This window comes from Pseudoalteromonas sp. SWYJZ98 (assembly GCF_015864495.1).
GTDB lineage: Bacteria > Pseudomonadota > Gammaproteobacteria > Enterobacterales > Alteromonadaceae > Pseudoalteromonas > Pseudoalteromonas distincta.
The window spans coordinates 334105-352145 of sequence record NZ_JADYXA010000001.1 but is presented as its reverse complement, the minus strand read 5'-3'; the positions used below and the strand labels follow the sequence as shown (position 1 = coordinate 352145).

The following is an 18041-nucleotide window of genomic DNA, read 5'->3' as shown; positions in this document are numbered from 1 at the left end:
TCTGAGAATAGAAAGTCAGGGCTTTATCTACAGCGCAGTATTAAATACTAGACGTAAAGGCAAGCTCACTGACTACGATGTGATAAATGATAGCTAATCATTTATCAATGAGAGATACAAGGCGCCTTGCTTGCTGGCGCGCTTAGGCTAAGTCGTTGCCACCTAAATGCATTTAGTTAAGCTTGGTTTAGACTGCATAGGTATCTAAACCAAGCCCACTTTCTGCTGTTAACAAAGTTAGTAAACATTTACGATAAACGCCTATTTACTTAACAGACTTAAATTGTTTATAATTACGCGTTATTAAATTTAACGTTGTGTTTTTTTGCAATTATATTGTAGTAAGGATTGCTATGGAAAGTTGGTATTTAGTTACGTGTAAGTCTCGCCAAGAAGAGCGAGCAGCCACCAACTTATTAAACCAAGGGATTGAAGTATTCTACCCCAAGTTAACCATCGAGAAACTGGTTAAAGGTCGACGTACCATTAAACAGTCAGCTCTGTTCCCTAACTACCTATTTGTTTGTTTTGAGTCACAAAACGGTAACTTTTTTGCGGTAAAAAATACGCGCGGGATTAGTGGCTTTGTATCTTATGGGCCAAATTATCAAATTGTACCTACAGAATTAATCGAACAGCTTAAAAGTGAGCGTTTACAAACTACCAGTTCTACAATACCTAAAACGGGTGATGTAGTTAGCGTAAATAACTATTCATTTAATAATATTAAAGCTATTTACAAAGAGCCTGACGGCGATATGCGCAGTATTTTGCTAATTAATCTACTTAATAAACAAGTAGAAATGAGTGTAGATAACAAAGATATAAACCAATACTAGTTATAAAGCGCAACTTAGGCTTTATGCCATAAAAAATTAAGTAAGTATCAGTACGTAGGAACTGCAACCTAGGGGCGGAAGCGTGCCCGAAGGGCTAGACAAGCAAAAAGTTTTGCTTTCAAGCTGGAGCGAGAGAGGTTCTGCGACGAACTGGAACGTGGGGCGTGCCCGAAGGGCTAAACTCATTACTAGTAGGTTAGGGTATATTTTTACTTTTGCTAGCTTATGGCTTTTAACCAATACGTATAAAATGATTCGCGCTTGCGCGTAGTTAGCCCTCATGCTTTAATTACAGCGCTAAAAAAATAAGTACTCACCAAGGTTGGTGAGTAAGAACAATTTTAAAATAATTTTGGGATTCTACAATGGCGTTAAGCTGTAAATCACTCGCATCAATACTCGCAATACTAAGCATGACCGGCTGTACAATAGTACCAGGCAGCCACTTTGAAGGTATAGACTCAGGCGAGCAAACACAAAACCTCGAACAAGATCTCGAAAAAGTAAACATTCAAATAATCGACTCGCTACTAATAAATAAACAAAATCAAGCGCGTATAGCAGCTAAGCCAATTTCAAGCACCGATGGTTTAAACGTAAGCAACTACGAATACAAACTAGGTGTTGGCGACGTACTAACAATAGGCGTATGGGATCACCCAGAGCTAACAATACCCGCAGCAGTACAACGTACCGCAGAGTTTGACGGTTTTAGAGTACAACGAGACGGCACCATTACTTACGCCTACGCACCAAATATACCAGCAGCAGGTAAAACAATAAGCCAAGTGCGTAATGAGCTTGTTAAACGCCTAAGCCGAGTAATAGAAGACCCGCAAGTAGACGTAAAAGTAGTTGGCTTTAGAAGCCAAAAAACCTACGTTACCGGTGAAGTAAAACAACCTGGTGTATACCCAGTAACCGAAATTCCACTTACCTTAATTGATGCCTTAAACCAAGCAGGCGGCTTAACTGATGCAGCCGATTGGCGCACTGTTACATTTACCCGTGGCGATAAAACAGAAGTTATTAAACTTGATGACTTTTATGCCCATGGTGACATTTCACAAAACCGTTTGTTACAACATGGCGACATAGTGCATGTAAATCGAAACGATGCACAAAAAATATTTGTATTAGGTGATGTTAAAAAAGCAGGTTCAGTAACCCTTAACCGTTATGGTTTAAACTTGGCCGAAGCGCTAAGCGACTCGGGCGGCTTAAACGAAGCAACAGCAGACGCTAATGGCGTATTTGTACTGCGTAAAAGTGACCTAGAGCAAACCGGTGTTATTGCAAATGTATACCAGTTACACGCTAAAAATATAGCGGCAATGGTATTAGCTGAGCAGTTTGAGCTACAACCGCGCGACATTGTATATGTAACATCGGCACCACTTGCCCGTTGGAACCGTGTAATAAGTTTATTATTACCGTCGGTAGCATCGGTTGATAGCCTAGACGATATTTCATCAAACTAAGGGTTTTTAAAAATGTTTGATTCAGTTTTAGTGGTGTGTGCAGGCAATATTTGCCGCAGCCCAACAGGTGAGTATGTTTTAAAGCAAAAGCTTGAAGGCAAAAATATTAAAGTATCGTCTGCTGGGTTAACAGCACTTGAAGGCAAACCAGCAGATGCAAAAGCAAAGCAAATAGCACTCGCACATGGCGTTAATATGGATGATCACCAAGGCCAGCAGCTTACATCAAGCTTAGTTGCGCAAAACAGCGTAATACTCGTAATGGAAGAACGCCATTTAAACGACGTACATGCTCGCTACCCAGAGGCACGCGGTAAAACGTTTTTACTGGGTAAGTGGATTAATAACGCTGAAATACCAGACCCATACCGCCAAAGCCAAGAGGCTTTTGAACACGTTTATACATTAATCGACAGCGCGTGTAGCGCTTGGCAAAAGTATTTATAAGGAATGGCTAATTTAATGAATACCCAGCCGAATAACAGCGTTAGTAACGCTAATAATAAAAACACTAATAACACACAACCAACGCAAGAAATCGATTTAATGGCGCTACTAGGCGCATTGCTCGATCGCAAATATTTTATAGTAGCGGTAACTGCGTTGTTTATGTTTGTAGGTGTTATTTATGCAGTATTGAGTACCCCTGTTTACCAAGCAACAGCCATGATACAAGTTGAAGACGGCGGCGCATCAGTCCCTGGTTTTGACGATATGGCAGGCATGTTCGAAAGTACATCAGCCGCAGTAACCGAAATAGAGCTACTAAAGTCACGAAGCATAATAGGTGAGGCAGTAGACACTTTAAAGCTTGATGTAATAGCAGAGCCTAAGCTATTCCCGTTTATAGGTAGCCGCGCTTATCGTAAATTCACCCCAATGGAAGATGGCGATTTAGCTGAGCCAAGCTTTGGTGCTAGTAGCTTCGCGTGGGGCGGTGAAAGCATTAATATATTTCGGTTTGATGTACCACGTACCGCTGTAAATAAAGCATTTACTTTAGTTGCGCAAGCTAATAATAGCCTTGCACTTTTAAATGCTGACGGTGAACAAGTATTATCGGGTAAAGTGGGCGAGGAACTTACAAACGGTAAGTTTAGCCTAACCATTCGTACTTTAAATGCACGCGCGGGTACAGAGTTTACAATTACCCGTAAAGATCGCTTAAATACTATTTTAGATTTGCAAACTGCTATTGGCGCAAGCGAAAAAGGCAAAGATTCAGGCATAATTAACTTAAGCTTACAAAGTACTAAACCAAGCTACGCTGAAAAAGTGCTTGATAAAGTAGCGGCTATTTATGTACGCCGTAATGTTGAGCGTAACAGCGCAGAGGCGCAAAAGTCGCTTGAATTTTTAGAAGTACAATTACCAGAAATTAAAAAACAGCTTGAATACGCAGAGCAACGTTTTAACGACTACCAAATAAAGCGCCAATCAATAAACATAACGCTCGAAACACAAGGCGTGCTTGAACAAGTTGTAAAGCTTGAAACCAAGTTACAAGAGTTAAACCTAAAGCGCCTAGAACTTGGCCGTAAGTTTAAAAAAGACCACCCAACATACCAAGGTATGCTTGAGCAAATTCAAGCGGTTGAAAGCCAAAAGCAAGAGCTAGTGGGAGAGGTAGGTAACCTGCCAGAAACTCAACAAGAGCTACTACGTTTAAAGCGTGATGTTGAGGTAAGTAACCAAATTTACACTTTATTGCTTAGCAAAACACAAGAGCTTGATATAGTTCGTGCAGGCACCGTAGGTAATGTACGTATTATTGACTACGCTGAGGTAAATACCAGCAAGCCAGTTAAACCTAAAAAAGCATTAATAGTGGTAATGGCTACTATGCTAGGTGGTATGCTGAGCGTTGCGATTGTACTTATACAAAAAGCAATGCATAAAGGGGTTGAAGACCCAGCTGAAATTGAAGCACTAGGCATACCTGTATACGCAAGTGTACCGCACTCCGATTATCAAGATAAACTAAGTGGCTTTGCCGAGCGAGCCCGTAAAAACAAAACAAATAAGCCTAAAAGTATATTAGCGCTTGATAACCCAGCCGATCTAGCAATTGAGGCACTACGTAGCCTGCGAACTAGCCTGCACTTTGCGATGATGGAAGCTAAAAATAATATTATTGCTATATCGGGCCCAAGCCCAAGCGTAGGTAAATCGTTTATATCGGTTAACTTAGCTTCAGTACTCTCGCAAAGCGGCAAAAAAGTACTTATTATTGATGCCGATATGCGTAAAGGCTATTTGCAAACCCAGTTTGGTTTAAAGTGGGACGATGGATTAAGTGATTACCTATCAGGCCGTTTAAACCTAGAGCAAGTTACTAAACCAACTAAAGTTGAAGGACTAAGTGTTATTACGCGCGGGCAAATACCGCCAAACCCTTCTGAGCTATTAATGCACTCAAACTTTAGCAAATTAGTTGAAGAAGTAAGCGCCATCTACGATATTGTAATTGTTGATACTCCACCAATATTAGCAGTAACTGACCCTACAATTGTTAGTGCACACTGCGGTACTACATTATTAGTAACTCGTTTTGGCCAAAGCCATGTGCGTGAAATAGAGCTTACTCGTAATCGTTTTGAACAAAATGGCATAGACGTAAAAGGCGTAGTTTTTAACGGTGTTGTTAAAAAAGCGAGTAATGCGTATGGGTATTACGGATACTACAACTACGAATACAAAAGTGACAAATAGCCTTTAGTCTAAATCAGGGCCTATTGGGCACTTTTTATAAAAAGTACTAAATCAAGTAATTACAATGAGATAGTCTAAATTGACTGTCTCAATTTAGAAAAAAGTGTCTCAGTAGGGTGCAATAAAGCTGAGACACTAAATTGCTAAAATGCAACTTCATACTAGCTGAATGGTTACTCATAATGTGAATGCTGGGATGTTTTACAGCGTAAAATAGGGATAATTAACTCTCATTCCTCTATGAAGTTGACATATAAACGTAACTAAATATGGTTACGATAAAAGCTGAGTTTTATTTATTAAAGGATATAAAAGTGAAAGTATTAACGGTCTTTGGTACTCGCCCTGAAGCTATTAAAATGGCTCCACTGGTTCATGCTCTTGCCGCAGATGAGCGCTTTGAATCAAAATGCTGTGTAACAGCGCAGCATCGTGAAATGCTAGACCAAGTTCTTGAACTATTTAAAATCACGCCCGACTACGATTTAAACTTAATGAAAGCAGGGCAAACACTACCAGAAATAACCAGCCGTATTTTACTAGAACTAACACCAGTCCTAAAAGAGTTCAAACCTGATGTTGTACTAGTTCATGGAGATACCGCAACTACATTTGCAGCAAGCTTAGCTGCATATTATGAGCAAATAGCAGTCGGGCATGTTGAGGCAGGATTACGTACAGGTAATATTTATTCTCCATGGCCAGAAGAAGGTAACCGTAAATTAACTGGCTCTTTAACAAAGTTTCATTTTGCGCCAACAGAAACTTCGAAGGCTAATCTTTTAAAAGAGAACTACGCGAGTGAAAATATATTCGTGACCGGTAACACCGTTATTGATGCGCTATTACTCGTTAAGCAACAAATAGAAAATGACACCGATTTAAGTAATACGTTAGCTGGTCAGTTCCCAATGCTCGATGAAAGCAAAAGGCTTATCTTAGTGACGGGTCATCGCCGTGAAAGTTTTGGCGGTGGATTCGAAAGAATTTGTGAAGCATTAGCGCAAACAGCTAAAGCGCACCCAGATTGCCAAATACTGTACCCTGTACACTTAAACCCAAATGTACAAGAGCCTGTAAGGCGTATATTAAGAGATGTAAACAATGTCCATTTAATTGAGCCGCAACAATACTTGCCGTTTGTATACTTAATGAATCGCTCGCACATTATCTTAACTGACTCAGGTGGGATTCAAGAAGAAGCACCAAGCTTAGGCAAACCTGTACTCGTAATGCGTGACACAACTGAGCGCCCGGAAGCGGTAGACGCAGGCACAGTTAAATTAGTGGGTACTGATGTAGAAAAAATTACCAAAGCACTCAATGTGTTACTAACGGATGACGCCGCCTATAAGTCAATGAGCCGCGCCCATAACCCGTATGGTGATGGCCAAGCATGTCAGCGCATTTGTGATATTTTAGCAAAAAAATAAATTTAACCACAGGGCTACCCTGTGTTATGTAAATAGTCAAAGAAATTTCAAATACTTTTTATACTTCGATTTTAAAGTATTTTGCGAAGCTCTAGCTCGAAGCTCAAGTAATTATAAAAGGATTATCATGTCATTTAATACAATTTCAGTCATTGGTTTAGGCTATATTGGCTTACCGACAGCAGCAATGTTTGCATCATGTAAAAAACACGTAATAGGTGTTGATGTAAATCAACATGCGGTAGATACAATCAACCGAGGCGAAATACATATAGTAGAACCAGATCTAGACAAGATCGTACATACTGCAGTGACTGAGGGCTACTTAAAAGCAGTAACATCACCAGAGCCTGCTGATGCATTTTTAATTGCAGTACCAACACCATTCAAGAACAATGATTCAACAATACCTGAGCCCGATTTAAGCTATATAAGAAAAGCAAGTGAAGCTATTGCACCAGTGCTAAAAAAAGGTGATTTAGTTATTTTAGAATCTACTTCACCAGTTGGTGCTACTGAACAAATGGCCGAGTGGTTAGCAGCGGTTCGCCCTGATTTATCATTTCCACAAAATGCAGGTGAAAATGCCGACGTAAATGTAGCACATTGCCCTGAACGTGTATTACCAGGCCATGTCGTACGTGAATTAGTTGAAAATGATCGAGTAATTGGAGGTATGACTGCAAAATGTTCAGCTCGTTCAGTAGAGCTTTATAAAACATTTGTACAAGGTGAGTGTGTAATAACAAATGCCCGCACAGCAGAAATGGCAAAATTAACTGAAAATTCGTGTCGCGATGTACAAATAGCCTTTGCTAATGAGTTATCGATTATTTGTGATAAGTTAGATATAGACGTGTGGGAGCTTATTTCCCTGGCTAACCGCCATCCACGTATTAATATTTTACAACCAGGGCCTGGGGTTGGTGGGCATTGTATTGCTGTTGATCCTTGGTTTATTGTTGCTAGAACTCCCAAAGAAGCACAATTGATACATACAGCTCGAAAGGTAAATGATAGTAAACCTCATTGGGTTATTGACAAAGTAAAGCTAGCTGTTTCTGAGTTTTTACAAGAAAACCCAACTAAAACAATGCAAGAAGTTAAAATTGCTTGTTATGGACTTGCCTTTAAACCTGATATAGATGATCTTCGTGAAAGCCCAGCTCTAAATATAACTAAGAGCATTCTGAATATGCATGCAGGAACCGTAATGGCAATTGAACCAAATATAAATGTGCTACCTGATTCTCTAAGTGGATTAGAACTCGTGGATTTTGGAACAGGAAATAGAGCGGACATACACGTATTATTGGTTGACCACAAACAGTTTAAATCTGCTACCTTACAAAGCAAATACCTTGTTGATACAAAAGGCATTTGGTAGAGGTTACTTTGCTTATATATTTCTTTATGGTGATAAAATGGCTTTAGTTAAAGTAATTAAAGGTAATTTATCACTTATCGCTATGATCTTTTTCGCTGGTTGCTTTTTTCTTTCTAGTATTTTTGCAAAAAAAATACTGAGTGATGAGAGCTTTTATCAATATAATTTATTAACTACTATTTTTTCGATGTCTTTTACATTCTGTTTTTTAGGGAGTGAACAGCTTTTTTTAAGGTTTGGGAGCGTGACAAACGGGCGATACCATGTGTCAATCGACACGATAAAGTTAATGCTAACCAGTAATTTCATATTTATATTGGTATGTTACTTTTTTTTAAAAGGAATACTTTTTGAAGATGCCAATAAACTGTATTTTCTTTTAGTTCCTATTTACACGGCCCTTTTTGTACTAACATATAATTTATTAAGGGTTCAGCAAAAGTTTCTACTCTCGCAAGCTGTTAATAATTTATGGAAAATAACCCTACTTTTAGCTGTCTTACTTTGGAATTTAGTAGATTTCTATGTTGTAAGTCATGTGCTTTTAGCTTTTGGGGCACTTATAGTTTTATTAACACTTTATTTAAACCGTGATTCGTTAGTTATTGACAGAAGCAAGCAACCTAAAGATTGGGTACAACTCTTTATTGGTTTCTCAATATCACTGTTTGTATTATTATTGATTAATAATATTGATAGGTTAATGATCGAAAAGTTACTTTCTCAAGATGATTTTTCAAATTATGTATATTTAATTACTTTGCTTATTATGCCATTCAGTATTTTATCTTCATATTTTGGGTTTAAAGAAGTTGCATTTTTAAAGGTGAAGTATAATAAAAAAGTATTTAATAATAAGATATTAAAAGTTGCTTGTTTATCTTGCGTAACGTACTTCATTTGGTTTTTTTTACTATTTATATTTAGAAATTTAATCGATGTACCTGTAGAACTCGGTTTCTTTATTCCCTGTCTAATTATTGTTGTATTTAAGTCTTCTTACTCGCTAGTATCTTCTTTGTTTGGTTTAAAGGCTTCTTATAGACAAATCCTTATTACTAATCTTGTCACTATTTTAGTAATTGCAGCAATCTTTATTTTGTTGATGTTATTTGGTGTTAGTTATTTATATTTACTTTATGCAATAAGTTTTATTTGGGTTTTTAGGTTCTCAATATACTATATGCAAATAAGAAAGGTGTCAGAATATGAGGTATGAGTTGATATTATGGTTTTCTGCATTTTTAAAAATTATTCCAGGAAATATAGGTGTTTTTATTCGTTGTAAATTTCTTCCAGCTAAAATTGGTAAAAAATCAAAAATATGGAGTAATGTTCAAATAGACTCACCATCTAACTTAGTAATCGGTGAAAACAGCTCAATTAATAGAGGCTGTATATTAAACTGTGGGGGGGAGGTAGAGATAGGTAATAACGTCTTAATAGGCCCCTCTGTCACCATTTACTCGCAAAACCATGCTTACAAAGACAAATCAACTCCAATAAATAAGCAAGGCTATATCAAAAATAAAGTTATTATTTCTGATGATGTATGGATTGCTGCTAATGTCACTATTTTACCGGGCGTAATCTTAGCAAAAGGGACCGTTGTAGCCGCTGGAGCGGTTGTGACAAAAAGTACTAATGAGTATTCTGTTTTTGCAGGTGTTCCTGCTGTTCAAGTATCTAAAAGGCGGTAGCCGCTATGTTCTATATACTTTCTTTTACTTTCTTTTTACTAGGGCTTAGAGCATATAAAAATATTATTCCGTTTGTTATATTTATATTTACATTGCCTTTTGGTAATGCTTTCTCTGAATATTTTTATAAATCAGGACTTTATTCATATGACTTTTTCTTTTTTGCCATTATAGCTCTTCAATGTGTTAAAGCAATCCAGAGTGGAAAACTAATGGTATTGCCAGTCCTGCAGTTAATTGGATATTTAGTAGTTTTTCTTTACTTTTTCTTTGGGGCGTACTTATACGATTTAACTGTCTACTTTGTAAGAGACTTAAGGTTGTTTTTATTTTTAATATATCTGTCAACTATTTATTCTATTTTAAGGGGAGTTAAATTTAAAACTTTAAAAAGTTCGTATTTCTATCTCCTCATCTCTTTTGGTGGCGGTGGAAATTTAATTATATTGGCATTATCTTTTTATGGTTTTTTCTCATTTGACGATGGTTTTTATTCGCAAAATTCATTTCGTTACTTTGATTTAGTTACTTATGTTTGTTCTATTTTTTTGATATTTCACTCTCCAGTTAAACCCTCAAACTTATATTTATTAGCATTCTTGATAGCTGCTTTGTGCGTACTCGTATCAGGTATTAGGGTTTTAATTCTGATGACTGTTTTATTTTTTTTAATCAGAAGGCTTCATACATATAATATGTTTATAAAAATCATTGCACTGGCAATTTTTTTAATCATATTAACCCCATTTTTGGATCTAGGAAATACATCAACATTACTTAATAGAATTTCAGATTTATCAGTAGATGTTGTGTTACTTCAATTCTATACTCGCTACTCTCCATTTTTTAGCTTGATAGAATCCTTCGAATGGTATAATTACTTCATAGGCAAGGGGTTCGGTACTACATTTTTTATACCTTGGTTTGAGTATCGAGAGACAAAAGATGAGTTAAATAATTTTATTGATTCAACTTATTTAACTCTGTATGCAAAATTTGGCATTATATCAATACTATATGTTTTTAGTGTTATTTTTTCTTTTTTACGAATTGCCGAGTTTACTAATTTAAAAGACAAATACATATTAGTATTTTACTGTTGTGTATTAATGCTTGTTTATTCCCTACCATATCAAGCAAGCTCCATCGGACTTATTATCGGCTTTTTTCTGATAAATATTGGAAGAACTACTTCTAATGATGACAAAGCATAGTTAACCTTCTAGAGAATAGAGAAAATTATGAAAATAGCGCATGTAGTCTATCAGTCGGTACCTAATATTTCTGGTTCCAGTACTCGTACAAAACATATTATAACTGCACAACGTTTAGCTGGTTTTAGCCCCGTGGTTATTTCCTCACCATGCCAAGCTCCTATAAACAGTGACCAAGCTACTGGAGCAGAGGTTATTGATGATGTTGAGTACTACCGCACACACTGTTTTTCAGGTGTGTCTGTTGGCGGCAAATCATCGATCTCGCAGAAAATAAAAAAAATAATTGCTTTTCCATACTTTGTTTATAAATTATGGCGCTTTAGTTTAAAAGAAAAACCAGTTGTTTTACATGCTCATGCTATGTTCTATTGTGCGCTAGCGGCATTGATTGTAGGTAGGTTGTTAAATATACCGACAGTTTATGAAATTCGTAGTATTTGGTATATAAATTCAAACTCTAATCAATACTCACTTTTTAAGCGAATTGCAATATCTATGGAGCGCTTTGCGATCCGTCATTGTAATACCGTTATAGCTATTAGTGACGGGATTAAATCAGAGTTTAGTGATATTCGTGATGATATATTTATAGTAAGAAACGCAATTCAAAAAGATGAGTTAGGTACTGCAATTGATGATTCTGCTACATTTAAACGCTTTGGCTATATTGGTAGCGTTATAGAACTAGAAGGTCTTGATTATGTTATTAATGCATTTGCTTCTTTAAAAAAAGTATACCCAGATATTCAATTTCATATTTATGGTGGTGGGTCAAAGCTAGAAGATTTGAAAAGGCATGCCGAAAAACTTGGATCTCCTACAGTTTTTCATGGGCAAGTTAAGCCCTCTGATATTAATAGTTGCTATAGAGACTTAGACTGCATTATAAATTGTAGAAATGATGAAGTTATTGCGCAATTAGTAACACCTCTAAAACCATTAGAGGCTATTGCTTTAAATAAAGCGCTAATATGCAGTAACGTAAAAGGTTATATGGAAATTATTGGTGGTAAAGAGAATGCAGTAGTCGTAAATGCCAGAGACACTTCTGCGATAATAGATGCTGTTAGCTATGTTATGGATGATTTTAATCGTGATGAAATTATAAAAAAAATTATTTTAGCAAAAGACTTTATTATTGAAAATAGAACATGGGAGTCTAATATGGAACTCCATATTGAGATATATAACGAGCTTCTAGCACACACTAAATAAATTACAAAAATTAATAGCTAGTATTTTATACGAAAGCTAATTATGGATAATATAAGGTTAAAATGTATCAAAGTGAAATTTCTTCCATACCTGTTGACTGCTTCCAAACAATCGATGAGGCCGTTGACTACATCCTTTCACATGGCAGGGGTAAGATTGCAGTCGCTATTAATCCTGAAAAAATACTTGCTTCTATAAAAGATGAAAAAATTAAAAATGTTTTACTTGATGCTGATATTCGTTATTTAGACGGTATCGGTGCTGTTAAAGTGGCCCAAGCAAAACTTAAGAAAAACATCAATCGGATTCCAGGCTGTGAACTATGGGAATCACTAATGCAGGCATCAGGGAAGACGAAACGTTCTGTTTTTCTTCTTGGTGCTGACTCAGCAGTTGTTTCTAAGACAAAATTGAAATTAGAAGCTCAATATGGTGTCAACATTATTGGGTATTCTGATGGTTTTTTTGAAGATGATGGAGCAATGATAGATAAGCTACTGTCTTTACAACCAGAAATTTTGACAGTTGCTATGGGCTCTCCTCGGCAAGAATTGTTTATGAGTAAATGTAGGGAAGCGGGTCTAAATTCCTTCATGATGGGAGTTGGGGGGACATATAATGTATTCGTTGGTGCTGCAGATAGAGCCCCTAAAGCTTGGTGCGATTTAGGGTTAGAGTGGTTATATCGTTTACTAAAAGAGCCTAGCCGCTTTGTTCGGCAAGTGAAGTTATTAGAATTTGTTTGGCTAGCTTGTCGTAATAAGTTATGAATTAACCGAGATAAATTTAATAATATACAGCTGAATGGATAGTACTATAAAATTAAAAGTGGTAGTTAAAAATACGTTCATTGACAATGATTTTTAAACTCCAGGAAAAAATTATTTTTGGAAATATGTTTACTAGTAAATATGTTTTGAGATGTATACTCTGATTTTTATCGATTTTTATCGATTTTTATATTAAGTGTTAAATTGATAAAATTTAATTTTACTAATTCATTACTTTATTTCTACCTCTAGCATTTATTATATTTTTACCTCTATATAATTTAGATTCTTATGAATGTATGGGTAATAAGGTCTAGCTTTTATATTGAATGGAAAGTGGTTTTACTAGTTTTGGGAGTGTTGTTTTACATATTTCCGCTATGTACTAAATACTACTTGGGCTATTTTAGTTTAGTAATATTTAATACCGACTACGTAGTGAAATTTTTTAGTTAAAAAGTAATAACTTGATGGGCTAAAAGTTATAAATTCGTTAGTATATCATGCCAGATTATTTGAATTTATTACTTAGACTGTTGGTAGTGCAAGGAGCCTTTGAATTTCTTGTAAAGGTTGCACTGTTTCTAGAAACGTTGCGCAAACACCCTCTGTTAAAACCTCAATCACACTTAATTGTGTGCAGAATTAATTACTAGGTAGTTTGTTTATAACTGTTTAAACAAACTAATCAGGATAAGAGAAATCATGCTTTTAGATCTAATATTTACTTTTTTTATTGCTTTTGCTGTGTTGTTCTTAATGCGTAAAGTCGCACGGCAAGTTGGGTTGGTTGATAAACCTTCTGGCCGTAAAGTGCATACAGGTAATATTCCTTTAGTTGGAGGAGTCGCTATATGTATTACTATAGTGCAATACATATATTCACACCCTGGTATGATTAACCACGCTAATTTGTTTATGTGTTGTATTGCTGGCTTGACCATTGTTGGTGCATTAGATGACAGGTATGACTTAAGTGTAAAAATACGCATGCTGATACAAACACTTATATCTATAGCAATGATTTACTTTGCTCAAGCAGAGTTGGTTTCACTCGGAAATATATTGGGGTTTGGTGACATTAGCTTGGGCTATGGTTACGTAGGTGGCTTGATTACTGTATTAGCCGTTATAGGATGTATTAATGCCTTTAATATGGTTGATGGTATAGATGGCCTTTTAGGTGGGTTGTCGATAGTTACATTTGCTGCAATAGGTATTTTACTCAATATGGCTAATGAGCAAAGCTTAAGTTATTTATGCTTATTATTGGTTGTATGTATGATCCCTTATATTGTTATGAACCTTGGCCTTATAGGTCGTGAGCGAAAAGTGTTTATGGGTGATGCAGGTAGTATGATGATTGGCTTTACTGTTATTTGGCTATTAATTGGTGCAAGCCAAACCCCAGGGAACCCTATGATACGCCCAGTAACCGCATTGTGGTTAATTGCTTTACCGTTAATGGATATGGCTGCAATTATGATACGCCGTGTTAAACAAGGTAAATCTCCGTTTAAGCCCGATCGCGAACATTTACACCATATATGCCAACGTTTAGGCTGCTCGCCTACACAAACACTTATTTTAATATGCTCAATTGCATCTGTATTTGCAGGTGTAGGTATAATTGGCGAGATTTTTGTAATACCAGAATTTTTAATGTTTTATTTTTTTATAGTTATTTTTGTAGTTTACTTAGTTGTACTAATTAACTACTGTAAAATTATAAACTTTTTTAGGCGTAAGTTAGACCTACCAGAAAAAAATATTCAGTGAGTAAATAAAATTATACGAGTGCGAAGTAAAATGACATCGCTGATATCGATGGTGTGCAGCTCACTCCCGGCAATAGTGCCGCTTTTAAAACCTTACTTGAAAAACCGGATGCAGACAAAGCCCCTCTAACCTAGCGGAGGTAGGGCGCTACGTACTGAGTAAAATTATTTGGCTACTACTTGCTAAAACAGCGGTTGGCGGAGGTGGCGAAATACAGTTAACTGATTCAATTGATGAGCTAATGAAACAAGAAACGGTGTAAGCGTTTCATATGAGTGGTCGCTCTCACGACAGTGGTGATAAGCTGGGTTATTTAAAAGCGATTGTTGAATACGGTATGCGAGACACTAAGCTTGGCGACGAATTTGGTAAATACTTAACTACGCTTGTGAACGGTGATGATGCACAAACTAATAATGTCGTTAATCTATAATAATATTAGTTTAAAGTTTGACACTACGAGCTGCTAAATAATCTAGTACACAGAAAATCTAATTATAGCGCGGCTTATTGCTGCGCTTTTTCTTTTGTAAAGCTACTTTTTTAAAATTTTAATACATTAAATCTATAAAGGAATAATCATGTCACGTAAGTATTTTGGTACCGATGGTGTAAGAGGCAAAGTAGGCACGTTTCCTATCACGCCTGATTTTGCAATGAAACTTGGTTGGGCTGCAGGTATGGTTTTAGCCTCAAGCGGTACTAAAGAGATTTTAATCGGTAAAGATACACGTAATAGCGGTTATATGTTTGAGTCGGCAATGGAAGCAGGCCTTTCGGCGGCAGGTGTTAATGTTGCCTTTGTTGGCCCTATGCCTACCCCCGCGGTTGCCTATTTAGCATCAACGTTTAGAGCCGATGCCGGCGTAGTAATTAGTGCATCACACAACCCTTACTACGATAACGGGATTAAATTTTTTAATAACTTTGGCACTAAGCTTAACGACGAGCAGGAGCTTGAAATTGAAGCCTTGCTTGAGCAAGCATTAAAAAATGATGCAATGCAGTGTGTAAGCTCAGAGCGTTTAGGTAAAGCAAGGCGTATTAACGATGCCGCTGGTCGATACATTGAATTTTGCAAAGGCATATTTGCCAAAGACTTAACCCTCGAAGGCTTAAAAATAGTTGTAGATAGTGCTAATGGCGCAGCGTATCACATTGCCCCTAATGTTTATTCAGAGCTAGGTGCTGAGGTGATCAGCATTAATGACAAACCCGATGGTTTAAATATTAATGAGCAATGCGGTGCTACCCATTTAGATAGCTTGCAATCTGCTGTAGTAGCTAATAATGCAGATTTAGGTATAGCGCTTGATGGTGATGCTGACAGGCTAATGCTGGTTGATGATGCGGGCAGCGTTGTTGATGGCGACCAAATTTTATATATTCTGGCAAAAGCGGCGAAGCTACAAGGTAATATGAATGGCGGTGTTGTAGGTACGCTTATGTCTAACTTGGGCTTAGAGCTTGCGCTTAAAGACATGGATATAGCATTTAAGCGCGCAAAAGTAGGTGACCGTTATGTTGTAGAGCAACTTAAAAACACCGGCTGGAAACTAGGCGGTGAAGGCTCTGGGCATATTCTACACTTAGATTATGCAACCACGGGTGACGGTATAGTTGCATCACTTTTAGTGCTTACCGCACTTATACAGCAAAAGCAATCATTAAAAGACTACGTAGCTGGTATGCAAAAACTACCGCAAGTACTTTTAAATGTGCGTTTAACACAAAATAATGCCGATGAAATACTCAATACGGACTCAGTAAAGCAAGCTGTACTTGATGCCGAAAGTATATTGGCTGACTCTGGGCGTGTTTTATTGCGTAAATCAGGCACTGAGCCACTCATCCGCGTTATGGTCGAGTCTACAGATTCAGTGGCCTCACAAGCGCAAGCTGAGCATATTGCAAGTGCAATTAAAGCGATATTATAAAACGAACTATTAGTAGGGAGTGAGTGTACACTCACTCCCTATGCAACCTCTAAATAGGCTCTGCTTGAGCGTCATCTTGGCGTTATTACAAATATCCCTATTTGAAAACGTTAATGCGCTTAGAAGCACGCATCCCCCAACTTAACCCTGCTAAGCAATCCCACGCTCAATCATCATTTCATTAAATGCATACCCATCCTGCCTAGATGCATTAGCTACATACGGCGCATAAACCTCAAATAATAAACGTGTATCACTGTGCCCAAGCATATGCGAGATATATAATGGGTTTTCGTGCGCAGCAATATGCAGCACAGCCGCAGTGTGGCGTGTTTCGTAAGGGCGCCTACGCGCTAATGCCGCTTTTTTTAGTGTGGGATACCACAGCTGTTTACTCACAAAGTGATTATCGAGCGGGTTATCTTTATGAGTAAATACAAAGTCACTACTCGATAGCTCTTTTAAGCGGTTGAATAGTGTATAAAGCGTATCGCACATTTTTAATTCACGGCGTGACTTAGGTGTTTTTACATCACACAACTCACCATTGACCCAGTTATGGCGAATTCGAATCAACCTATGGTTAAAATCTATATCTCCCCAACGCAAGCCGTGAACCTCACAGCTACGCATCCCTGTCCAAAAACGCACTTTAAAGTAATCTTTCCACTCAATAGGTGCCGCCTCTAAAAAACATTGCACTTCATCAGCCGTTAGTGGGTTAGAATCAGCACGCTCTTCTTTAAGCGTTTTGTATCGACGCATAGGGTAAGGAAAGTTATGCTCTTCAGCCGCTAAACTTAAAATCGCAATAAGTGGCCACAAGATGCCATTAATGCGTTTATTGGTGAGCTTTCGTCGACCATTCTTTTTTATCATCGTTAGGCTTTCACGAAAATAATCCACATTGGCGAGTGTAATTTCACTCACGAGTATATTGCCAAACTCAGCGATTAAATACTTATCGAGTGTATTACGCATAACGCTTTGATAGCTCTTCTTCCATTTAGCTTTTTGACGGTCGAACCATTCATTGGCGTAATCGTTAAAAAATGGGTAGAGGCGATCGGGGTCTTTAGTGCGTTGCAATGTTTCAAACTTAGCGACTTTTTTGCTATCAGGAAAATAATCACGGTATTGAAACGTTTCTAAGTCAATTTCCGCGTTCATTTTTTTGAGGGTAGCATTAGCTTTTTTTAAATTAGCAGGCGTTGCCATGAGCTTGGTGCCTTCACGAAAGCGTTGTCCATAAAGGTGTAAATCAAATTGAATACGTCCGTTTGGACGAATGCGAATGTGAGCCATAATGGCCTCCATTAGTTAATGGATCTATAAATAGATCTATCCCTCACCAATGGAATTCGCTAGAATTAAGCCATCGGCTGGGTCTGGTTAAATATCGCGCAGCCGGTACGGGGTAGGGAGGTTGCCGCCTCTTTACCCCAACTGCTTATTTTATTGTCAGTAATGCGAATACCATACACTAAGTACAAAATTGCGCTACTGACTAGAATTTCACTCTTAAAATATAGTAAGTGCTGTATATTTGTCCAGTTTTTTTTAGTGCTCAT

Annotated in this window: 14 protein-coding genes and 1 pseudogene; 14 read left to right on the top strand and 1 reads right to left on the bottom strand. The window is 37.3% G+C overall.

Annotation, left to right across the window (positions count from 1 at the left end):
* Positions 1-353: 353 nt before the first annotated feature.
* The 14 genes and pseudogenes from rfaH to glmM all read left to right on the top strand — a co-directional run bounded on the left by rfaH (position 354) and on the right by glmM (position 16470).
* Complete coding sequence (gene rfaH, locus I6F10_RS01695) at positions 354-839, top strand: transcription/translation regulatory transformer protein RfaH (protein WP_197098289.1); 486 nt, start codon at positions 354-356, stop codon at positions 837-839.
* A 365-nt stretch (positions 840-1204) separates the two neighbouring features.
* Positions 1205-2320 (top strand): polysaccharide export protein, encoded by a 1116-nt coding sequence (locus I6F10_RS01690; protein ID WP_197098287.1) that lies wholly within the window; start codon positions 1205-1207, stop codon positions 2318-2320.
* Between the two features lie 12 nt (positions 2321-2332).
* Positions 2333-2767: a low molecular weight protein-tyrosine-phosphatase gene (locus I6F10_RS01685; RefSeq protein ID WP_165743746.1), complete on the top strand. Its 435-nt coding sequence runs from the start codon at positions 2333-2335 to the stop codon at positions 2765-2767.
* Between the two features lie 15 nt (positions 2768-2782).
* Positions 2783-5032 carry a polysaccharide biosynthesis tyrosine autokinase gene (locus I6F10_RS01680; protein WP_197098285.1) on the top strand — a complete coding sequence of 750 codons (2250 nt, stop codon included), beginning with the start codon at positions 2783-2785 and terminating at the stop codon, positions 5030-5032.
* A 314-nt stretch (positions 5033-5346) separates the two neighbouring features.
* On the top strand, positions 5347-6465 hold the full coding sequence (wecB, locus tag I6F10_RS01675) for a non-hydrolyzing UDP-N-acetylglucosamine 2-epimerase (RefSeq protein ID WP_331461814.1): 1119 nt from the start codon (positions 5347-5349) through the stop codon (positions 6463-6465).
* A 127-nt stretch (positions 6466-6592) separates the two neighbouring features.
* Positions 6593-7852 carry a UDP-N-acetyl-D-mannosamine dehydrogenase gene (gene wecC / locus I6F10_RS01670; RefSeq protein ID WP_197098282.1) on the top strand — a complete coding sequence of 420 codons (1260 nt, stop codon included), beginning with the start codon at positions 6593-6595 and terminating at the stop codon, positions 7850-7852.
* Positions 7853-7889: 37 nt separating this feature from the next.
* Positions 7890-9071: a hypothetical protein gene (locus I6F10_RS01665; protein ID WP_197098280.1), complete on the top strand. Its 1182-nt coding sequence runs from the start codon at positions 7890-7892 to the stop codon at positions 9069-9071.
* Entirely contained in the window at positions 9061-9552 is a 492-nt protein-coding gene (locus I6F10_RS01660; RefSeq protein ID WP_197098278.1) for an acyltransferase, read from the top strand. Before I6F10_RS01665 ends, I6F10_RS01660 begins: the two co-directional genes overlap by 11 nt.
* A gap of 5 nt (positions 9553-9557) precedes the next feature.
* Positions 9558-10766 carry a DUF6369 family protein gene (locus tag I6F10_RS01655; RefSeq protein ID WP_197098276.1) on the top strand — a complete coding sequence of 403 codons (1209 nt, stop codon included), beginning with the start codon at positions 9558-9560 and terminating at the stop codon, positions 10764-10766.
* Between the two features lie 27 nt (positions 10767-10793).
* Positions 10794-11984: a glycosyltransferase family 4 protein gene (locus I6F10_RS01650; RefSeq protein ID WP_197098274.1), complete on the top strand. Its 1191-nt coding sequence runs from the start codon at positions 10794-10796 to the stop codon at positions 11982-11984.
* A gap of 62 nt (positions 11985-12046) precedes the next feature.
* Entirely contained in the window at positions 12047-12754 is a 708-nt protein-coding gene (locus I6F10_RS01645) for a WecB/TagA/CpsF family glycosyltransferase (protein WP_197098272.1), read from the top strand.
* 705 nt (positions 12755-13459) lie between these two features.
* Positions 13460-14533 carry a UDP-N-acetylglucosamine--undecaprenyl-phosphate N-acetylglucosaminephosphotransferase gene (gene wecA, locus I6F10_RS01640; RefSeq protein WP_197098270.1) on the top strand — a complete coding sequence of 358 codons (1074 nt, stop codon included), beginning with the start codon at positions 13460-13462 and terminating at the stop codon, positions 14531-14533.
* Positions 14534-14568: 35 nt separating this feature from the next.
* Positions 14569-14966 (top strand): annotated as a pseudogene (locus I6F10_RS01635) (UTP--glucose-1-phosphate uridylyltransferase); the annotation flags it as partial.
* Positions 14967-15114: 148 nt separating this feature from the next.
* Positions 15115-16470, top strand: a complete 1356-nt coding sequence (gene glmM / locus I6F10_RS01630; RefSeq protein ID WP_197098268.1) for a phosphoglucosamine mutase — start codon at positions 15115-15117, stop codon at positions 16468-16470.
* 150 nt (positions 16471-16620) lie between these two features.
* Here the strand turns inward: glmM and I6F10_RS01625 are convergent, their stop codons facing one another.
* Positions 16621-17775 carry a site-specific integrase gene (locus tag I6F10_RS01625; RefSeq protein WP_197098266.1) on the bottom strand — a complete coding sequence of 385 codons (1155 nt, stop codon included), beginning with the start codon at positions 17773-17775 and terminating at the stop codon, positions 16621-16623.
* Positions 17776-18041: the final 266 nt, after the last annotated feature.

Coding starts and splice junctions, on each gene's coding strand:
- I6F10_RS01680 (WP_197098285.1), top strand. CDS start 2,783: ATGAATACCCAGCCGAATAACAGCGTTAGTAACGCTAATAATAAAAAC.
- I6F10_RS01685 (WP_165743746.1), top strand. CDS start 2,333: ATGTTTGATTCAGTTTTAGTGGTGTGTGCAGGCAATATTTGCCGCAGC.
- I6F10_RS01645 (WP_197098272.1), top strand. CDS start 12,047: ATGTATCAAAGTGAAATTTCTTCCATACCTGTTGACTGCTTCCAAACA.
- I6F10_RS01655 (WP_197098276.1), top strand. CDS start 9,558: ATGTTCTATATACTTTCTTTTACTTTCTTTTTACTAGGGCTTAGAGCA.
- I6F10_RS01650 (WP_197098274.1), top strand. CDS start 10,794: ATGAAAATAGCGCATGTAGTCTATCAGTCGGTACCTAATATTTCTGGT.
- wecC (WP_197098282.1), top strand. CDS start 6,593: ATGTCATTTAATACAATTTCAGTCATTGGTTTAGGCTATATTGGCTTA.
- rfaH (WP_197098289.1), top strand. CDS start 354: ATGGAAAGTTGGTATTTAGTTACGTGTAAGTCTCGCCAAGAAGAGCGA.
- wecA (WP_197098270.1), top strand. CDS start 13,460: ATGCTTTTAGATCTAATATTTACTTTTTTTATTGCTTTTGCTGTGTTG.
- I6F10_RS01625 (WP_197098266.1), bottom strand. CDS start 17,775: ATGGCTCACATTCGCATTCGTCCAAACGGACGTATTCAATTTGATTTA.
- I6F10_RS01690 (WP_197098287.1), top strand. CDS start 1,205: ATGGCGTTAAGCTGTAAATCACTCGCATCAATACTCGCAATACTAAGC.
- I6F10_RS01665 (WP_197098280.1), top strand. CDS start 7,890: ATGGCTTTAGTTAAAGTAATTAAAGGTAATTTATCACTTATCGCTATG.
- I6F10_RS01660 (WP_197098278.1), top strand. CDS start 9,061: ATGAGGTATGAGTTGATATTATGGTTTTCTGCATTTTTAAAAATTATT.
- glmM (WP_197098268.1), top strand. CDS start 15,115: ATGTCACGTAAGTATTTTGGTACCGATGGTGTAAGAGGCAAAGTAGGC.